The sequence below is a fragment of the Bordetella saccharivorans genome (genome assembly GCF_045862855.1).
Taxonomy (GTDB): Bacteria; Pseudomonadota; Gammaproteobacteria; order Burkholderiales; family Burkholderiaceae_B; genus Bordetella_A; species Bordetella_A petrii_F.
Window position 1 is genome coordinate 922539 of the sequence record NZ_BAAFZO010000001.1, and the last position, 18202, is coordinate 940740.

Annotated in this window: 14 protein-coding genes; 9 read left to right on the forward strand and 5 right to left on the reverse strand. The window is 68.6% G+C overall.

What is annotated here, in order from left to right; translation table 11 throughout:
* Positions 1 to 169: 169 nt before the first annotated feature.
* The 7 genes from ACKTT0_RS04430 to ACKTT0_RS04460 all read left to right on the forward strand — a co-directional run bounded on the left by ACKTT0_RS04430 (position 170) and on the right by ACKTT0_RS04460 (position 7883).
* A complete protein-coding gene (locus tag ACKTT0_RS04430; protein WP_407848453.1) occupies positions 170 to 1135 on the forward strand; it encodes a Bug family tripartite tricarboxylate transporter substrate binding protein in 966 nt (321 codons plus the stop codon).
* Between the two features lie 25 nt (positions 1136 to 1160).
* Complete coding sequence (locus ACKTT0_RS04435; RefSeq protein ID WP_407848455.1) at positions 1161 to 2138, forward strand: Bug family tripartite tricarboxylate transporter substrate binding protein; 978 nt, start codon at positions 1161 to 1163, stop codon at positions 2136 to 2138.
* A 63-nt stretch (positions 2139 to 2201) separates the two neighbouring features.
* The gene (locus ACKTT0_RS04440; RefSeq protein WP_407848457.1) at positions 2202 to 3059 is read left to right on the forward strand and encodes a MaoC family dehydratase; all 858 of its coding nucleotides are present in this window, start codon (positions 2202 to 2204) and stop codon (positions 3057 to 3059) included.
* 19 nt (positions 3060 to 3078) lie between these two features.
* Positions 3079 to 4620, forward strand: coding sequence for an acyl-CoA synthetase (locus tag ACKTT0_RS04445; protein WP_407848458.1), 1542 nt, complete (start codon positions 3079 to 3081; stop codon positions 4618 to 4620).
* Between the two features lie 499 nt (positions 4621 to 5119).
* Entirely contained in the window at positions 5120 to 6277 is a 1158-nt protein-coding gene (locus tag ACKTT0_RS04450; protein WP_407848460.1) for an acyl-CoA dehydrogenase family protein, read from the forward strand.
* Positions 6278 to 6312: 35 nt separating this feature from the next.
* Positions 6313 to 7470, forward strand: coding sequence for an acetyl-CoA acetyltransferase (locus ACKTT0_RS04455; RefSeq protein WP_407848462.1), 1158 nt, complete (start codon positions 6313 to 6315; stop codon positions 7468 to 7470).
* A gap of 2 nt (positions 7471 to 7472) precedes the next feature.
* A complete protein-coding gene (locus ACKTT0_RS04460; protein ID WP_407848463.1) occupies positions 7473 to 7883 on the forward strand; it encodes a Zn-ribbon domain-containing OB-fold protein in 411 nt (136 codons plus the stop codon).
* Between the two features lie 48 nt (positions 7884 to 7931).
* Here the strand turns inward: ACKTT0_RS04460 and ACKTT0_RS04465 are convergent, their stop codons facing one another.
* Together ACKTT0_RS04465 and ACKTT0_RS04470 are read right to left on the reverse strand one after the other, a co-directional pair.
* The gene (locus tag ACKTT0_RS04465) at positions 7932 to 10193 is read right to left on the reverse strand and encodes an arginine/lysine/ornithine decarboxylase (RefSeq protein ID WP_028352733.1); all 2262 of its coding nucleotides are present in this window, start codon (positions 10191 to 10193) and stop codon (positions 7932 to 7934) included.
* Between the two features lie 246 nt (positions 10194 to 10439).
* Positions 10440 to 10886, reverse strand: a complete 447-nt coding sequence (locus ACKTT0_RS04470) for a hypothetical protein (protein WP_407848465.1) — start codon at positions 10884 to 10886, stop codon at positions 10440 to 10442.
* Between the two features lie 259 nt (positions 10887 to 11145).
* Between ACKTT0_RS04470 and ACKTT0_RS04475 the strand changes: the two genes are divergently transcribed.
* Both ACKTT0_RS04475 and ACKTT0_RS04480 read left to right on the forward strand, forming a co-directional pair.
* A complete protein-coding gene (locus tag ACKTT0_RS04475; RefSeq protein ID WP_407848467.1) occupies positions 11146 to 11568 on the forward strand; it encodes a VOC family protein in 423 nt (140 codons plus the stop codon).
* Complete coding sequence (locus ACKTT0_RS04480) at positions 11565 to 12017, forward strand: GNAT family N-acetyltransferase (protein ID WP_407848469.1); 453 nt, start codon at positions 11565 to 11567, stop codon at positions 12015 to 12017. The genes ACKTT0_RS04475 and ACKTT0_RS04480 overlap by 4 nt, the downstream gene beginning before the upstream one ends.
* On the opposite strand, the gene dcd is transcribed toward ACKTT0_RS04480, so the two are convergent.
* The 3 genes from dcd to ACKTT0_RS04495 form a co-directional block, all read right to left on the reverse strand.
* Entirely contained in the window at positions 12018 to 12581 is a 564-nt protein-coding gene (gene dcd / locus ACKTT0_RS04485) for a dCTP deaminase (RefSeq protein WP_028352737.1), read from the reverse strand.
* Positions 12582 to 12673: 92 nt separating this feature from the next.
* The gene (locus ACKTT0_RS04490; protein ID WP_407848471.1) at positions 12674 to 16306 is read right to left on the reverse strand and encodes a translocation/assembly module TamB domain-containing protein; all 3633 of its coding nucleotides are present in this window, start codon (positions 16304 to 16306) and stop codon (positions 12674 to 12676) included.
* Entirely contained in the window at positions 16303 to 18201 is a 1899-nt protein-coding gene (locus ACKTT0_RS04495; protein ID WP_407848472.1) for an autotransporter assembly complex protein TamA, read from the reverse strand. Before ACKTT0_RS04495 ends, ACKTT0_RS04490 begins: the two co-directional genes overlap by 4 nt.
* Position 18202 lies beyond the last annotated feature (1 nt).

Consider the following 18202-nt stretch of genomic DNA (forward strand, 5'->3'; position numbering starts at 1 on the left):
GCGGCGGCGGAGCCTGACGGCCCGTGCCAACCTGGACATTTTCTACGACATACGGGAGAAGTATACGGATACCCGGATTTCATTGCAATTAATTCCGGTACATCGTTATACTCTTCGATATGTCGTATTAAATACGGCATGAGACCTATAACAAATCCGGAGGTGACAAATGTCTGTTGTGAAGTTGCTGTGCGCGGCGGTCCTGGGCGTGGCGACCGCCGGCGCGCTGCCGGCGCGCGCCGACTACCCCGACAAGCCCGTCAAGGTGTATGTCGGCTTCGCCCCTGGCGGGGCCACCGACCTGCTGGCGCGCTTCTACGCCGAACAGTTGTCCCGCAAGCTGGGGCAGCCCTTCATCGTCGAGAACCGGCCGGGCGCGGGCGGCAATGTGGCGATCCAGTCGCTGGCCCAGACCAAGCCGGACGGCTACACCATCGCCATGGGGGCCAATTACATCGCGTCCAATGCAGCCCTCAAGCGCAATTCATATGATTGGGACAAGGACCTCACGCCCATCGCCCTGATAGCGTCCACGCCCAACATGCTGGTGGTGCCGCCCAATTCGCCGTTCAACAGCGTGGACGACATCATCCGGGCCGGCACCCGGTCCGATTCGTTCCTGACGTTCGGTTCGGCCGGCGTGGGGTCCTCCATCCACCTGTCGGGCGAGCTCTTCAAGGCCATGACGGGCGCCAAGCTCACGCATGTGCCGTACAAGGGCGTATCGCCCGCCGAAGTGGCCCTGATGGCCGGCGACATCGACATGATGTTCGGCAGCGTCTCCACCGAAGTGCCCCTGGTGCAGGCCGGCAAGCTGAAGATCCTGGCCGTCACCGGCCTGGAACGCATGAAGGTGTTCCCCGACACGCCCACGCTGGACGAAGCGGGCCTGAAGGGCTTCAACGTCGGCGCGTCCTACATGCTGGTGGCGCCCGCCCAGGTGCCCGACGATATCGTCCGCCGGCTCAGCCAGGCGGTCGCCGAGATCAACGCCGGCGCCGAGGCCCCCGCCTACACCGAACGCTTGTACGCCACGCCGATGCAAGGCGGCCCGGCCGAGGCCAAGGCTTTCCTGCGCTCGGAATACGAAAAATGGAACAAGCTGGTGGCGGAGAACGCCCTCAAGCTGGACTGAGCCGCCCGCGCCCAAGGAGACAACCATGAGACAAGCCAAGACAGCCATCCTGGCCGCAGCCGCCAGCCTGGCGGCGATGCTGGCGGCGCCGGCGCCGGCCGCCTCCCCCTTCCCGTCCAAGCCGGTGCGCATCATCGCGCCCAGTTCGGCGGGCGGCATCCTGGACCTGACCAGCCGCCTAGTGGGGGAAAAGCTATCCCAGCAACTCGGTTCGCCGGTGGTGGTAGAGAACATGGCCGGCGGCGGCGGCATCATCGGCATGCAGGGCATGCTGAATGCCGCCCCGGACGGCCATACGCTGGTGATGGGCAGCCTGGGCCCGAATGCCGCGAACTACTCGCTGTATTCCAAGCTGCCGTACCAGATGTCGGATTTCGCGCCCGTCATCGGCGTCATCTCGATGCCAAGCGTGCTGGTAGTGAACCCCAAGCTGCCGGTCAAGGACCTGGCGTCGCTGCAGTCTTACGCCAAGTCGAAGAATGGCGATATCGCGATGGCCATCTCCACGATGGGCGCCTCCAGCCACCTGATCGGCGAAGTCCTGAAAGGCGAGCTGGGCATATCGGCCATCAACGTCGTCTACAAGGGCGCGGCGCCCGCCATTACCGACCTGGTCGGCGGGCAGGTGGATTTCATGGTCGACAACATGATCACCGCCAAGCCGATGATCGAGGCCGGCCGGCTGCGCGCCATCGCCGTATTCAGCGCCGAGCGCAGCCCCCTCATGCCCGACGTGCCCACGGTGACCGAGCTCGGCTATCCGCAGTTGACGGGCGGCACCTGGCTGGGGCTGTTCGTGTCGGCTAAGACGCCGCCGGACCGCGTCGAGCGGCTGAACGCGGCGCTCAACAAGGTGCTGGCCGACCCGGGCGTGCGCGACGCCCTGGTCAAGCAGGGCGGCAACCCGGTCGGCGGCAGCAGCGCCGAATTCGACCAGTTCGTGCGCGCGGAAACCGAACGCTGGCGCAAGGTCATCCAGGCGGCCGGCATCAAAGTGGAATAAGCCTCGTCCGGCCGGCCCTTGCGCCGGCCGGCGGCGCGCACCCCCAAGGAGGATCTCGACCCCATGGCTATCCAGTATGAACGTTTGCGGAACTGGCATTTCGCCGACCGCACCGACCGCTACACCACCCGCGACAGCATGCTCTATGCCCTGACCCTGGGCTACGGACAGCAGCCGGACGATGCACACGACCTGCGCTATGTATACGAGCAGGACACGCTGGCGGTGCCAACCCTGCTGGCGGTGGTGGGCGCGCCCGGCTCATGGACCGCCGACCCGGGGACCGGCATCGACTGGCTGCGCCTGTTGCATGGCGAGCACCGCATGACGTTTCACGCCCCGGTGCCGGCGGAGGCCGCCGTGACCAGCCGCACGCGCGTCACCCACGTGGTGGACAAGGGCGCGCAGAAAGGCGCGCTGGTGGTCACCGCGCGCGAGGTTTGCGACGCCGATAGCGGCGCCCCGCTGGCCACTATCGAACATGTGTCGTTCTGCCGCGCCGACGGCGGCTTCGGCCGGGGCGACGCGCCGCCCGAGCCCTTGCCGCCGACGCCCGCCACGCCCGCGCACGACACGGTGCTGATTCCCAGCCTGCCGCAGGCGGCCCTGCTGTACCGCCTGAACGGCGACCTGAACCCGATCCACGCGCTGCCCGCCATGGCGGCCCAGGCGGGTTTCGAGCGCCCCATCCTGCATGGGTTGTGCACCTTCGGCATGGCGGCGCGCGCCCTGCTGCGCACCTATTGCCCCGGCGAGCCGGCCCGGCTGCGCCAGTTCGCCGTGCGCTTTTCCGCGCCCATGTATCCCGGCGAAACCCTGCGCGTCGAAGCCTGGCGCGACGGCGGCAAGGTGCAGTTCCGCGCCTGGGCGCACGAGCGCAATGTGGCGGTCCTGAGCAACGGCGTGGCCGGCATCGATTGAACCCGCGAGGAGCTTCTGCATGAAACCCATAGAACGCCATGCGCTCGACACGCCCGACCGCATCGCCTATTGCATGATGCCGTCCGGCTATGCGGTGAGCTGGGCCGACCTGGAACGGCGCAGCCGCAAGTGCGCGGCCGCGCTGCTGGCGGCCGGCCTGAAGACGGGCGATTCAATCGCCGTATTCCTGGAGAACCATCCCTACTACTTCGAGATCCTCTGCGCCGCGCACCGCATCGGCCTGTACTACGTGACCGTCAGCCGGCACCTGAAGCGCGAGGAAGTGCAGTACATCGTGGACGACTCCGACGCGAAAGTACTGTTCTGCTCGCGCCACACCCTGCAGGAAGTGTCGGTGGAGGCTTGCCACGCGCGCGGCACCACCTGCGTCATCATGGACGATGTCCTGGAGGGTTTCGAGTCCTACGATGACTGGACCGGCGGGCACGCCGACGACGTCCGCCTGCCCGACACGCCCGAAGGCACGGATTTCTGCTATTCGTCGGGCACCACGGGCGTGCCCAAGGGCATCAAGCGGCCGCTGGAGACCGCCAACCGGTTCTTCCGCGCCGACGAATCGGAGCGCAGCGCCTGGAAGGCGTTCGACCGCGACACGGTGTACTTGTCGACCGCGCCGTTCTACCACACCGCGCCGGTGCGCTGGAACATGGCCGTGCTGCGCGGCGGCGGGCGCTGCGTCATGATGGAAAAGTTCGATCCCGAGCAGGCCCTGCGCGCCATCCAGGACTACCGCGTCACGCATTCGCAATGGGTGCCGACGATGTTCATCCGCATGCTGCGCCTGCCCGAAGCGCAGCGCGCCCGCTACGACCTGTCGAGCCTGCGCTACGCGGTGCACGCCGCGGCGCCGTGCCCGGTCGAAGTCAAGGAAGCCATGATCGCCTGGTGGGGGCCGATCCTGTACGAATACTACAGCGGCACCGAACTGGTGGGCCGCACTTCGCTCAGCTCGCAGGAATGGCTGCGGCACAAGGGTTCGGTGGGCACACCGGAGTTCGGCCGCGTGCATATCGTCGGCGACGACGGCAACGAGCTGGGGCCGCGCCAGCCGGGGGTGATCTATTTTTCCGGCGGCGGCAGCTTCCAGTACCACAACGACCCGGAGAAGACGCGCAACGCCTACAACGAGCGCGGCTGGGCGACCTACGGGGATGTGGGATACGTGGACGAGGACGGCTATTTGTACCTGACGGACCGGCTGTCCAACACGATTGTGTCCGGCGGCGTGAACATCTATCCCCAGGAGGCGGAGAACCGCCTGTCCCTGCATCCGGCCGTGCGCGACGTGGCCGTGATCGGCGTGCCCAACCAGGAGTTCGGCGAGGAGGTCAAGGCGGTGGTGCAGCTGGTCGATCCCGACGCGGCCAGCGATGCGCTGGCCGCCGAGTTGATCGCTTTCTGCCGGGAGCAGATCTCGCACGTCAAGTGCCCGCGCAGCGTCGACTTCGTGACCGACATGCCGCGCACGGAATCGGGCAAGCTGCTCAAGCGCCTGGTCAAGCAGCGCTACTGGCCGGACAACATGGGGATTGCCCATTAGTGCCAGGGGGAGGGTTTTGTCCGTGGGCAAGAAGGAGGCTGGGATGGGGGGCGTTGTGAGGTGCCGGGGCGTGGGTGCCTGGGGCGTCCTGGGCGGGGCTCGCGACAGCGACATGCGCCGGTCCGACAACGCCGTCGATGAACGTGGCGGCGGGACCGTGGCACGACGGTGTCAGACACCCCTGGCGCACCGTCTTGCTTGTGCAGGTCATGTGCGGTGGGTGTCTGACACCTATACATCGACATATGCATCGCCCCGGTGCAAGGCATTGGGAACTCCCACTGGAGATACTGCGAGCCCGTGCCTGCCGGCGGGGCCGGGGCGGCCAGTTGGAGGGAGGGCAGCCCCCGCAGGGGGCCGAGGGCGCCTGGTGGCGCGCCCGAGCCGAGCGACGTGGCCGCCCCGGCCCCGCCGGCAGGCACGGGCGCCTCAAGAACCCAACCACCCAACGCCCCTGAGAAAACAACGACACCCATCAACGCAACCCTGAGGAACCCCCATGGCGAATATCCAGGCCGGCCCGCGCCGGCGGCAAGGTTTCAGCGCGGAACACGACGAGTTCCGCAGGACCATCGCGCGCTTCATCCAGGACGAGGTGAGCCCCTTCCACGCGCAATGGGAAGCCGACGGGCACGTCCCCCGCGACCTGTGGCGCAAGGCGGGCCGGGTCGGCATGCTGCTCACCAACATCCCCGATGAATACGGCGGCGCCGGCGGCGACTTTCTCTATACCGTGGTGGTGCTGGAGGAAATCGCCCGCTCCCTGTCCAGCGGCATCACCGGCTTCACCACGCACTCGGACATCGTCGCCCCATACCTGCTGAACTTCGGCACCGAGGCCCAGAAGCACGCCTTCCTGCCGGGCATGGCACAAGGCGACATCGTCGGCGCCGTCGCCATGACCGAACCGGGCGCCGGCAGCGACCTGAAAGCCATCCGCACCACGGCGCAGAAAACCGCCCACGGCTACCTGCTCAACGGCCAGAAGACCTTCATTACCAACGGCCTGCATGCCGATCGCGTGATGGTAGTGGCCAAGACCGACCCGGCCGCGGGCGCGCGCGGCATCAGCCTGTTCTGGGTCGACACGACCACGCCCGGATTCAAGCGTGGCCGCCTGCTGGACAAGGTCGGGCAAAAGGCGCAGGACACCTGCGAACTGTTCTTCCAGGACATGGAAGTGCCGGCCGACACGCTGCTGGGCGAGCCCGGCCAGGGTTTCGGCTACCTGATGAAAGAACTGGTCCGGGAACGCCTGATGATCGCCGTGCGCTGCGCCGCCGCGCTGGAGGCCGCGCTGGACTGGACCATCGACTATACCAAGGAGCGGCGCGCCTTCGACAAGGCGCTGATCGACAACCAGCATATCCGCTTCAAGCTGGCCGACATCAAGGCCCTGGCCGCCGCCACCCGCGCCTTCGTGGACGACTGCATCGGGCGCTACATGGCCGGCGAACTGGATGCCGCCGGCGCGGCCATGGCGAAGCTCTGGGCCACCGAAGCCACGCGCGCCATCGACGACCTGATGCAGTTCTACGGCGGCTACGGCTACATGCGCGAATACCCCATCGGGCGGGCCTATACCGACGTGCGCCCCAACCGCATCTACGGCGGCTCCTCGGAGATCATGCGCGAACTGATCGCGCGATCCCTGTAGGCGCCTGCCAGCACAACCAAGGACGGGAATTATCCATGACCAAACACTTATCGGGATCCGTCGCCATCGTCGGCGCGGCCGAATCGGACCTGGGCAAGGTGCCCGGACTGAGCGCGCTGGAACTGCAAGGCCAGGCCGCCCAGCGGGCACTGCGCGACGCCGGACTGGCCCTGCGCGACGTCGACGGCGTGTTCGCCCATACCGACGACAGGTTCTCGGGCCTGCAGGTGGCGGAATACCTCGGCATCCGCCCCCGCTACGTCGACTCCACCAACGTGGGCGGCATGTCCAACGTGCTGCACATCCGCCACGCCATGGCCGCCATCCAGGCCGGCATGTGCGACGTAGCGCTGATCACCTACGGCAGCACCCAGCTGTCGGACGGCTCGCGCAAGCTGGGCGTGACGGCCGAGGACGCGCGCAGCCCGCGCGGCCAGTTCATCACCCCCTATGGGCAGCTCAGCCCTATCGGCTACTACGCCATGGTGGCCCGCCTGCACATGCACCGCTACGGCACCACGCCGCAGGCCTTCGCGGAGGTGGCGGTGGCCGCGCGCCAGTGGGCCATGCTCAACCCCAAGGCCTACAAGCGCGATCCGCTGACCATCGACGACGTGCTCGCGTCGGCCTATATCGCCGAGCCGCTGCGGCAGCGCGACTGCTGCCTGGTCACCGACGCGGGCGGCGCGCTGGTCGTCACCGCCGCCGAGCGCGCCCGCGACCTGGCGCGGCCGCCGGTGTACGTGCGCGGCATCGCGGAGGCATTCTCGCACCACTACACGCCGTTCAACACCAGCGACTGGCTCGACACGCGCGTGGCCGAAACGGCGGAACAGGCCCTGGCGATGGCCGGCGTGTCGCGCGACGACATCGATGTCGCGCAGATCTATGACCACTTCACCATCGGCGTGATCCAGTCGCTCGAAGAACTGGGGTTCTGCAAGCGCGGCGAAGGCAAGGACTTCGTGGCAGGCGGGCGCCTGGCGCCCGGCGGCGCGTTTCCCATCAATACCTCGGGCGGCGGGCTGTCCTATAACCACCCCGGCATGTTCGGCATGCTGCTGGTGATCGAGGCCGTCAAGCAACTGCGAGGCGAATGCGGCGAGCGGCAATTGCCCGACGCCAGGCTGGCGCTGGTGCACGCGCCGGGGCTGGTGTTCTCCGCCAATACCACCATGATCCTGGGAGTCTGACCATGAACACCGCACAGCGTCCCGTCCCGCAACCCACCGACGTCACCCGCCCCTACTGGGAAGCCGCCGCCGCCGGCCGGCTGGTCATCCAGGAATGCCGGGCCTGCGGCGCGCGCCAGTTCTACCCGCGCGGCTTCTGCATCGCCTGCCTGTCGGACGAGCTGCACTGGCTGGCGTGCAGCGGCAAGGGCACCATCTACACCTACACCGTCAACCACCGCGCCCCCAACGCCCACATGAAGGAACGCCTGCCTTATGTCGTGGCCGCCATCGACCTGGACGAAGGCGCCCGCATGATCGCCAACATCGTCGATTCCCCACCGCAGGCGGTGGCGATCGGCGCGCGCGTCGAAGTGGTGTTCGAAGCGCTGGCGGACGGCATGGCGCTGCCGCAGTTCCGCGTCGGCGGCTGAAAAAAAAACCGCGCCCGGGGGCGCGGCCTCTGCTTACGTGTCTCGGCCTCAGTCTTCGATGAGGCAATCCACGTAATAGCGCTTGGTGCCGTCCGGGCCGGTGTCCTCGGCCAGGCCGTGTATGTACGTCTCGAAACCGGGAAAGCGCTCGTTGAACTCGCGGGCGAACTGCAGGTACTGCACGATGGTGCGGTTGAAGCGTTCGCCCGGAATCAGCAGCGGGATGCCGGGAGGATACGGCGTGAGCAGCACGCCGGTGACCCGGCCTTCGAGCTGGTCGATCTCGACCCGCTCGACCTCGCGGTGCGCCATGCGGGCGAAGGCGTCCGACGGCTTGAGCGCCGGAACCATGTCGCTCAGGTACATCTCGGTGGTCAGGCGCGCCACGTTGCGCTCGCGGTAGGCTTCGTGGATCTGCTGGCACAGGTCGCGCAGGCCCATGCGCTCGTAGCGGCGGTGGCCGCGGCAGAACTCCGGCAGGATGCGCCACAGCGGCTGGTTGCGGTCGTAGTCGTCCTTGAACTGCTGCAAGGCGGTCAAGAGCGTATTCCAGCGTCCCTTGGTGATGCCGATGGTGAACAGGATGAAGAACGAGTACAGGCCCGTCTTCTCGACCACCACGCCGTGCTCGGCCAGGTACTTCGAGACCAGCGCGGCGGGGATGCCGGTTTCGCCGAAGCTGCCCGACATGTCCAGGCCCGGGGTGATGATGGTGGCCTTGATCGGGTCGAGCATGTTGAAGCCGTCGGCCAGCTCGCCGAAGCCGTGCCAGTGATCGTTGGCTTCCAGCACCCAGTCGTCGCGGTTGCCGATGCCTTCCGAAACCAGCCGGTTGGGGCCCCAGACCTTGAACCACCAGTCGTTCTTGCCGAATTCCGACTCGACCTTGCGCATGGCGCGGCGGAAATCCATGGCCTCGCGGATGCTCTCTTCCACCAGCGCGGTGCCGCCGGGCGGCTCCATCATGGCGGCGGCCACGTCGCACGAGGCGATGATCGCGTACTGCGGCGACGTGGAGGTGTGCATCAGGTAGGCTTCATTGAACACGTTGCGGTCGAGCTTGCGCGACTCGGACTCCTGCACGATGATCTGCGACGCCTGCGAAATGCCCGCCAGCAGCTTGTGGGTCGAGTGCGTGGCGAACACCATGGGCTCTTGCGGGCGCGGGCGGCCCTGGCCGATGGCGTGCATGTCCTGGTAGTACTCGTGGAAGGCCGCGTGCGGCAGCCACGCTTCGTCGAAGTGCAGCGTGTCGACGTAGTCGCCCAGCTGCTTCTTGATCATCTCGACGTTGTAGATGACTCCATCGTAGGTGCTCTGGGTGAGCGTCAGGATGCGCGGCTTCTTGTTGGCGGCTTCGCGCGCGAACGGGTTGGCCTCGATCTTCTTCTTGATGTTCTCGGGGTCGAATTCCTCCAGCGGGATCGGCCCGATGATGCCCAGGTGGTTGCGGGTGGGCCGCAGGAACACCGGGATCGCGCCCGTCATGGTGATGGCGTGCAGGATCGACTTGTGGCAGTTGCGGTCCACCACCACCACGTCGCCGGCGGCCACGTTGGCATGCCAGACGACCTTGTTGGACGTGGACGTGCCGTTGGTCACGAAGAAGCAGTGGTCGGCATGGAAGATGCGCGCGGCGTTCAGCTCGGACTCGGCCACCGGGCCGGTGTGGTCCAGCAACTGGCCCAGCTCGTCCACGGCGTTGCAGACGTCGGCGCGCAGCATGTTCTCGCCGAAGAACTGGTGGAACATCTGCCCCACCGGGCTCTTCAGGAATGCCACGCCGCCGGAGTGGCCGGGGCAGTGCCACGAATATGAGCCGTCCTGTGCGTAGTTGACCAGTTCGCGGAAGAACGGCGGCGGCAGGCCGTCGACATAGCTGCGGGCCTCGCGGATGATGTGGCGCGCCACGAATTCGGGAGTGTCCTCGAACATGTGGATGAACCCATGCAGCTCGCGCAGGATGTCGTTGGGAATATGTTCCGAGGTGCGCGTCTCGCCGTACAGGTAGATGGGAATGTCGGCGTTGCGGAAGCGCAGTTCGCCGATGAAGGCGCGCAGGTTCTTGATGGCGCTGGCCACGTCCTCCGGCGAGTCGACGTCGAATTCCTCATCGTCGATCGACAGGATGAAGGCGCTGGCCCGACTTTGCTGCTGGGCGAACGAACTGAGGTCGCCATAGCTGGTGACGCCGATCACCTCGACGCCCTCGGCCTCGATCGCGGAGGCCAGCGCGCGAATCCCCAGGCCCGAGGCGTTCTCGGAACGATAGTCTTCGTCGATGATGAAAATGGGGAAGCGGAATTTCATGCGGGCGCTCCTGGGGGCGAGGCAAAACGGAGGCGAGTGTACTGCCAGTCGGGGACGGCAGGGTGACAGAGGGGCGAACCGGCGCGGACGGCGGTTTTACACGGAGGGGAATTGTAGGACGCTTTGCCCCCGGCCGCAGGCCGGCGCAGCACGCGGCATGCCTGGCGCGGCCCGGCGCGGCGCGGCGCGGCAGCGCAGGCTGCTGGCATGGCGTGGCGCACGCTGGCGGGGGACGCCGGCGAATCGTCAGCGGATAGTGACGGAGGCGCGGTCCATGACCGCGCGCACGTAGTGTTGGAAGAATTCCGGCAGCGACTCGGCCGCGCCGTGGCGGATGCGGCGCTCTACCTTGGAGATGGCGCACAGGCAGACGTCGAAGTCGGGCTCGCCGGTGACCAGCACGACCGGATCTTCGTCGTCGCAGACCTCGTAGAGGCCGCCATAATGACGCCGCGCGACTTCGTACAGGTAAGCAGCCGCGCCCACGGACTGGATCGGTGTCAGGGCCAGGGCGCCTTGGTGCGCCTGTTCGAGCACGCCGTCCAGGGCGGTCACGCTGGCGACCGAGTAATCGAATGACGAGGTGTCCGGCACCGCGGCCAGGAAGGCCTGGGCCGCGCCGTTGACGCGCTCGATGAACTCGTCCTGCACCTCTTCGTCGACTTCCTGCGTCTTTTTCAGAAAACCTAGCATCGTTGCCTCCCGCGCCGGCAACCGGCGATCAGGTAAGTCCATTATATTTGGCGGGTTTAGCGGGCAACAGCGCGTGCGCGCCCCCTGTTCGAGCCTCGTTACGAACCCCAACGCCATGTCACGCCCTCGCCCGGCGCCACGATAGCGGCGTGGCAGGGTGCAAATCGCCTTGAAGCGGCCAAGCCGCCGCGCGATACTGACACCAAGCGACACGCCTTTTTGTTGCGCGTACGCAACGCCACACGGGTTTGGAGGCCGCATGCAAGTCCTCATCAACATCGACGTCGATGACCTGGACCGCGCCATCCAGTTCTATCGCGACGCTTTCGGGTTCGAAGTCACGCGCCGGTTTGGCGCCGATGGCGCCGAGTTGACCGGCGCGGGCGCGCCCATCTACCTGCTGCGCAAGGCGCAGGGCACCCGCCCGGCCGGCACGGTGGCGGGCGGCCGCGACTATGCGCGCCACTGGACGCCGGTGCACCTGGATTTCGTGGTGGAAGACGTCGACGCCGCGGTGGACACGGCGGTGGCGGCCGGCGCGGTGCTGGAAGATCCGCCGCAAACCCATGCATGGGGGCGCATCGCCCACTTGTGCGACCCGTTCGGCCATGGCCTGTGCATCCTGCAGTTCCTGGGACAAGGCTATGACGCGATCTCGACCGTGGAAAACAGCCCGCCGTGACGGTCCGCAGCCTGGTCTACCGGCCCGTCGCCGAATCGGACTTCGACGCCCTGGCCGAGCTGCGCGCCGCCGCGATGCGGGCCAGCCTGGAGCAGTTGGGCCGTTATGACCCGCAGCGTTCGCGGCAACGGCTGCGGGAAAATTTCCACCCTGCCTGGACATACGGCATCGAACGCGACGGAAGCCGCATCGGCTTCTATGCGGCGCGTCCCGTGGACGGCGCGCTACGGCTCGACCACCTGTACTTGCTGCCCGCGGAATGCGGCCAGGGCCTGGGCGGCCAGGTGATGCGGCATATCATCGCGCAGGCCGACGCGGCGGGCCTGGCGCTGCGGGTGGGCGCCCTGCGCGGCAGCGATTCGAACCGGTTCTATCGCCGCCACGGCTTCGTGCAGGTAGGCGAAACCGAATGGGATATCGACTACCTGCGGCCGGCCGCGGCCGGGTGATCAGGTGCGCGGCAGGGTGACGCCGCGCTGGCCCTGGTACTTGCCGCCGCGATCGCGATAGGAGGTTTCGCAGACCTCGTCGCTTTCCAGGAACAGCATCTGCGCGCAGCCTTCGCCGGCGTAGATCTTGGCGGGCAGCGGCGTGGTGTTGGAGAACTCGAGCGTGACGTGGCCTTCCCATTCGGGTTCGAGCGGCGTCACGTTGACGATGATGCCGCAGCGCGCATAGGTGCTCTTGCCCAGGCAGATGGTAAGCACGCTGCGCGGAATGCGGAAATATTCGACCGTGCGCGCCAGCGCGAACGAGTTGGGCGGGATGATGCAGACGTCGCCCTTGAAGTCGACGAACGATTTTTCGTCGAACTGCTTGGGGTCGACGATGGTGGAATTGATGTTGGTGAAGATCTTGAACTCGTCGGCGCAGCGCACGTCGTAGCCGTAGCTGCTGGTGCCATAGCTGACGATGCGGTCGCCGTTGGCGGTGCGCACCTGCCCGGGCTCGTACGGTTCGATCATGCCGGCCTCGGCCGCGCGTCGGATCCAGCGGTCGCTTTTGATGCTCATGGTGGGGTGCCCAGGTTGATTGTCCGCTATTTTATCGTTTCGGCGGGCCGGGCCCGGCGGGGCCGGATCAAGGACGGCCCGCCAGGCCCGGTTCAGTCGGCAAAGAAGGTGCGGTACACCAGGGCGATGCCGTTGACCGCGCCGCCCTTGATGTCCAGCGACAGGCCGCGCGCCAGCCGGTAGCTGGCGCGGCCGACGGTCTCGGAACCGGCCATGGCCTGCTCGACGCTGAGCGTGATGCCATTGGAGAAATGCTTGCTGGCCACCAGGAACTGGGTCGCCAGGTCGCTGTCGCTGTCCAGGTTGACCTGGCTGGCGACGGTCCGGTCGGGCAGCAGGCTGCCCGAGCTGCCGATGGCGCCCGAGCGGATGCTGACGTCGTCCAGTCCGAACTGCCGGTAGAACGGCTGGCCGCCGCCCAGCAGCGCGGTGCCCACCGACAGCAGCAGCGCCGCGTCGCTGCCGCTTTCGTCGGGCCCGCGGCCCAGGACCAGCCACGACAGCTTTTCCACGTCGCTGACGTCGGGATAGGACACCAGGTCGATGCGCGGGCGCTGCGCCGTGCCCGTGACCTTGACGCCGGCCTCGACCTGCTCGCCGGTGCGCAACGCCTCAATGTCCAGCAGCGGGTTGTCCAGCCGCCCCTGGAAGGTCAGCGTGCCGCGGCGCAGGCGCAGCTTCTGCCCGTATGCCTCGATGCCGCCGCCGCGCGTGCGCAGCGCCCCCATGCCGGTCAGCCTGCCGTCGGCCATCTGGATCTCGATGGCGCCCAGCAGGCCGGCGTCCAGCCCCATGCCGGTGATATAGAAGCGCGGGCCCATGTCGAACTTGAGGTTCATGTGCATCTGGATGGGGGACTCGCGCGCCTGCTCGTCCTCGCCGGCACGGATGACGCGGACGTCGTCGTCCAGCGCGGGCACGCCTTGCAGGATTTCCAGGCTGAACCAGCCGGCATCAGCCTTCAAGTCGCCGGTGATCGAGATCCGCGGCAGCTGGGCATCGATGGCGACAGTGCCGGACACCATCGCGTAGCGGTCGGAACGCTGCAGCGCGGGGAAGCGATGCAGCTTCACGTTGACGAGGCCCTGGGAGGCCAGCAAGTCCCAATGGCCCGTGGCCTCGACATAGCCGTTCTTCGCATCGGGGTTTTCGGTGACCCATTCGCGGGTGCGCCATTCGTCGGGCATGACGCGCAGCGACGCCGGGAAGCGCAGCGAATCCAGTACCAGGCGGGTGCCGTCCAGGCGCGCCGCCAGCGTGCCGTCGATCAGGCGCACGCCGTCGTCGATGCGGACCACGCGCAGCGCCTGCCCGTTGATGGTGCCCGAGGCATTCCATTTGCCGCCCGGCGTGCCCTGGGCGCTGACCCTGGCCTGCAGCTTGCCGCGCACCTCCATGGTGTCGCCCACGAACAGGTCGACCCAGGTGAGGTCGGCGATATCGGCGTCGAGGTCGACGCGCACGGGCCGCCGCATGTCCAGGCCGAGCCCGGCCAGGGCGCCCGAGGCTGAACCGGAGATCGTGCCCATCTTCGCGGTGCGCACATCCAGTGTCGCGTCGAGCCGGCTGGCGCCGGCGCTGGTGGGCGTGGCCGACAGGTCCAGCACCAGGTTCGTCAGCCCCAACGGGATGGGCGGGTCGCCGGGGATGCGCAGGTCACCGTCGCGGCGCACGATGCGCGCCTTGCCCGCCAGCGCGCCGGCAAAGCGCAGGTCCCAGGAGGCGTCCAGGGCAATGCGGCGCTCGCCGTCGGACGGGCGGGCATTGACGCTCCGCTGTCCGGCCCGGGCGGCGCGCGCGGCAGCTTGCGGATCGAGCGCGCGCATGATTTGCCGCAGCATCGACGCGGTAATGACCAGGTTGTCGGCGCGGCCGGCGCTTTCCCAGCGCCCCGCGCCGCCCCGCGAGCCCTGGTGCGAGATCAGCGCGCGCTGCTTGTCGGGCAGGGTGAGCGTGAGTTCGGTGGCGCCCGCCTGCCATTGCCACTGCGGCGCCGCGGCCTGCGGCAGGAATGACACGGCGACCGGCCGCAAGGCCGCGGCGAAGCCCATCGAGTCTGCCGTGAGCTGCTCGACGGTGCCGCGCCAGCCGGCCAGTCCGGCATCGGGTTGGCCGGGCTGGCCGGTCCCCCAGCCGCCCGCGAAGCGGATTTCGGCGCGCATCGGGGCGCGGCCGAGCGTATCGGCGCGCGCGTCCTCGGGGGTATAGCGCGCCGACAGACTGCCCCGATGCTGCTCCATGCGCCCTTGCAGCTCGCCCTTGAGCGCCGCGCCGCCCGGCAGGCCCGGCCAGAATGCGTCCAGCGCCGGCGCATCGGCATCCAGGGCCAGGTCGGCGTCGCCCTGGCTGAACTCGCCCTGTGCCCGCACGCGGTTGCGCCCCAGGGCCAGGTCCAGTCGCAGGTCGTGCAGCGCGAAACCGGCCAGCGGATCGGCCGGCGCGGTGGCCGGGGCGGCGGCGGGCGCCGTCCCGCGCGCGGGCGCCGCCTCGATGCGTCCCTTCAAGGTGCCGGACAGGGCCTGCCGGTTCCAGCGGCTGCCCTTGGCCAGGGTCGCCTCGACATAGGCCTGCCGCAAATCCAGCGCCCCGGTCACCTGGGCGTCCACCGCCATGCGCGCGCTGAGCAGCGCGGGCGGAATCGCGTCGCCCAGGAAGCGTCCGAGATCCAGGCGATCGGCATCCAGCGTCGCCACCATGCGGTCGACGCCGGGCTGCAGCGGCAGCGGCTGGCGGTCGAGCGTGGCCATCACGCCGGACTTGTCGGCCAGGCGCAGGTTCAGGTTGGCGGTGCGCAGCGGGAACGGCTGGCCGAATGCCAGGCCGGCCTGCGCCAGCAGCGTCAAGGCGCCGTCGGCGGTCGCGCCGTCCAGGTAGACATCCAGCTGCGCCAGCGAACCTTCGGCCTCGGCGCGCAAGGTGGCCGCGCACGCGGCGCCGGCCTGCGGCGCCGCGGATCGCGCCGGCTCGGCGGGGGGGACCGGCTTGGCCCGCTTCGTCTTGGCCGGGCGGGCCGGCTTGCCGGACGACGCATCGCGCGCGGCCAGCATGCGGCTGGCGCACAGTGGAGAGTCGGCGCCGACCCCGCGCGCGGCGATATCGAGCCGGCCGCGCAACGGCCAGGGCTCGGCCATCTGCAGCAGTTCGACCTGCCCCTGCAGGTCGGCTTCGGCCTGGGCGTGTCCGAGGTGGAGGCTGGCCAGTTGCAGGCGGGCGCTTTGCGGGCCGGCCGCCAGCGACGCCGCCAGCCCGCCCACCGCCACCGGCAGGGGCGCGCCGTCGATGGCCAGGTCCAGCGTCCCGAGGGCCAGGCGATCGACCACTACCTCCACCGGCAAGGCCGGCGCGACGAATGGCTCTGCCGGCGGCGACGAATCGTCCGTGGGCATCAGCGCCACCCGCACCGCGCCGGCCGACAATTCGCGCACATGCAGCTGCCGCCGGCCCAGCGCGCGCCAGTGCACGTCGAGGCGCAGGTCGGCGATATCGAGCTCGGTCCCGGGCAGGGCCAGTTGCAACCGGCCGACCTGCAGGCCGCCGAGAATGCTGCCGTGCACCTGTTCGGCCCGGCCGTCGAATTGCTGCGCGACCGCGCCCAGCAGCATGCGCGTGCCCGGCTGCGTGCCGGTCAGCCACAGGGCGAACGCGCACAGCAGCACCACCAGCGCGATGGGCAGTGGCAGCCACCACACCAGCAAGTGGCGCAAGATGGCGCGCAGGCGGGTCAAAATGCGATCCCCAGCGAAAAATGCAGGCGCAGGTCGCGCTCGCGCTGCCCATACGCCAGGTCCAGGAACAGGGGACCGGCCGGCGTGCGCACGCGCGCGCCGACGCCGTAGCCGACGTTCATGCGCATCTCGCCGAACGACTCGGCCGCGTCGCCGGCATCGACGAAGGCGGCCATGCCCCAGGTTTCGTTGAAGTAATGGTCGTACTCGATGCTGGCCACGGCCAGCGTGGGCGCGCCGACGACGGCGTCGTCCTTGTCCAGGCCGATGCTCTGGTAGCGATAACCGCGAATGGAACGCGCGCCCCCGGTGCGGAAGCCGAAATCATCCGGCACGCGGGTCTTGGAGTCGGACCACACGCGTCCGACTTCGCCGCGGATCGTCAGCACGTCGCGCTCGCCCACCGGCCACCACTGCTGGCCGCGCAGGCGCGCGCGGAAATAGGGCTTGCCGGTGTCGAGCACGACGCCCACGCCGCCCCCGACCGCGATCAGGTTGCCTTCGCGGGGATCGTATTTGTTGTTGACGTCGCGACGCAGCCATTCCGAGGTCAGCGTGGCGGTGGGCAGGTCGTACTCTTCGCCGCCGTCGATCTTGACGTGATCGTGCGCCAGCAGCACGCCCCAGCGATTCTCGTATTCGACCCGGCTGTCGCCTGCGCCCTTGCGCTCGCGCAGCCGCGTGGCGCCCAGCGCGAAGCGCCGCACATCCAGCCCCTGGATGTCGGAATGGTCGGCCAGCACGCCGATCGAATCCTTCTGGCCCTTTTCGTCCGGCGGCAGATACAGGTCGGCGTAGGCGCGCTGGCGCAGACGGTCGACACTGACGCCGCTCTCGAGCGTCACGGGATGGCCGAACACCACGTTCTGCCGGTAGGTGACCTCGGCCCGCACGCCGGCCTCGTCGTCCACGCCCAGCGAGGTGGCCACCCGGCGCGCCGGAGCCTCGACCACCCGCACATCGACCGGCAGCGTGACCACGCCATCCGAATCGCGGGGCGCCCGCGCCGTACTGGCCGGACCGCCCGCCACCGCAGGATCGCCGCCGGGCGTCGCGGCGGCCAGGCCGGTGGACCCCGGGGCGCGGGCTTCATCGGTATGCGTGGCGGCTGGCTGGGCGGTCGATGCCGCCGGGCTGCCCAGCGTCACGAAGGCGCCGCGGAAAAACGAGGTGGCCTGCAGCTTCTGCTGCCAGTCGTCGAGCTTTTCCTGGTTGTAGGTGTCGCCTTCCCGGTAGCGCACGTAGCGGCGCGCGAAGGAATCGGGCACGCGCCGGAAGCCCTGCGTGTTGAGCGGCCCCATGCGCACCAGCGGCCCGCTGTCGATGGTCACCGACAGGCGCACCTCCGCGGTGTCGGCATGGACCACCGCATCCGAGTCGGACATATAGGCAAGCATGAAGTCGCGCGAGGCCACGGCGTCGAGCAAGGCCGCCTTGGCCCGGTTCCATTCGCTGTTGACGAACGGCCGGCCCGCCGGCAGCGACCAGCCCTTGCGCAGCGCCGCGACGCGCTCGGCGTATTCGGGACGCGTCACGCGCCCGGTGAACTTCAGGTCTACCGAGGCCACCACCGCCCGCTCGCCGGGCTGGATGGCGATGTCCCAGGTTTCCCGTCCCAGGGCGGTGCCGGCATCGAGCGTGACGACGGGCGCGAAATAGCCTTGCGTGGCCAGCGCGGCCACCGTGGCGTCGCGCGCGCGCCGCCGCAGGCGGTTGATTTCGCCGCCGTCCTGGTCTTCGGCCAGGCGCGTGATGGCGGCCACGGCCTCGGTGATGGACTGCAGGGCTTCCGGCGGCACGCCGCCCGGGTCGATGATGACCTCGGGCCCCTGCGCGCGCGCGCCGCCCGCCGCCGCCAGCAGGCCGACCAGGAGCAGAGCAGCCCGGACCCGCATG

What these genes read in the sequence shown, in the direction of transcription:
- ACKTT0_RS04430 (WP_407848453.1), top strand. Translation starts at nt 170, where the DNA reads ATGTCTGTTGTGAAGTTGCTGTGCGCGGCGGTCCTGGGCGTGGCGACC.
- ACKTT0_RS04435 (WP_407848455.1), top strand. Translation starts at nt 1,161, where the DNA reads ATGAGACAAGCCAAGACAGCCATCCTGGCCGCAGCCGCCAGCCTGGCG.
- ACKTT0_RS04440 (WP_407848457.1), top strand. Translation starts at nt 2,202, where the DNA reads ATGGCTATCCAGTATGAACGTTTGCGGAACTGGCATTTCGCCGACCGC.
- ACKTT0_RS04445 (WP_407848458.1), top strand. Translation starts at nt 3,079, where the DNA reads ATGAAACCCATAGAACGCCATGCGCTCGACACGCCCGACCGCATCGCC.
- ACKTT0_RS04450 (WP_407848460.1), top strand. Translation starts at nt 5,120, where the DNA reads ATGGCGAATATCCAGGCCGGCCCGCGCCGGCGGCAAGGTTTCAGCGCG.
- ACKTT0_RS04455 (WP_407848462.1), top strand. Translation starts at nt 6,313, where the DNA reads ATGACCAAACACTTATCGGGATCCGTCGCCATCGTCGGCGCGGCCGAA.
- ACKTT0_RS04460 (WP_407848463.1), top strand. Translation starts at nt 7,473, where the DNA reads ATGAACACCGCACAGCGTCCCGTCCCGCAACCCACCGACGTCACCCGC.
- ACKTT0_RS04465 (WP_028352733.1), bottom strand. Translation starts at nt 10,193, where the DNA reads ATGAAATTCCGCTTCCCCATTTTCATCATCGACGAAGACTATCGTTCC.
- ACKTT0_RS04470 (WP_407848465.1), bottom strand. Translation starts at nt 10,886, where the DNA reads ATGCTAGGTTTTCTGAAAAAGACGCAGGAAGTCGACGAAGAGGTGCAG.
- ACKTT0_RS04475 (WP_407848467.1), top strand. Translation starts at nt 11,146, where the DNA reads ATGCAAGTCCTCATCAACATCGACGTCGATGACCTGGACCGCGCCATC.
- dcd (WP_028352737.1), bottom strand. Translation starts at nt 12,581, where the DNA reads ATGAGCATCAAAAGCGACCGCTGGATCCGACGCGCGGCCGAGGCCGGC.
- ACKTT0_RS04495 (WP_407848472.1), bottom strand. Translation starts at nt 18,201, where the DNA reads ATGCGGGTCCGGGCTGCTCTGCTCCTGGTCGGCCTGCTGGCGGCGGCG.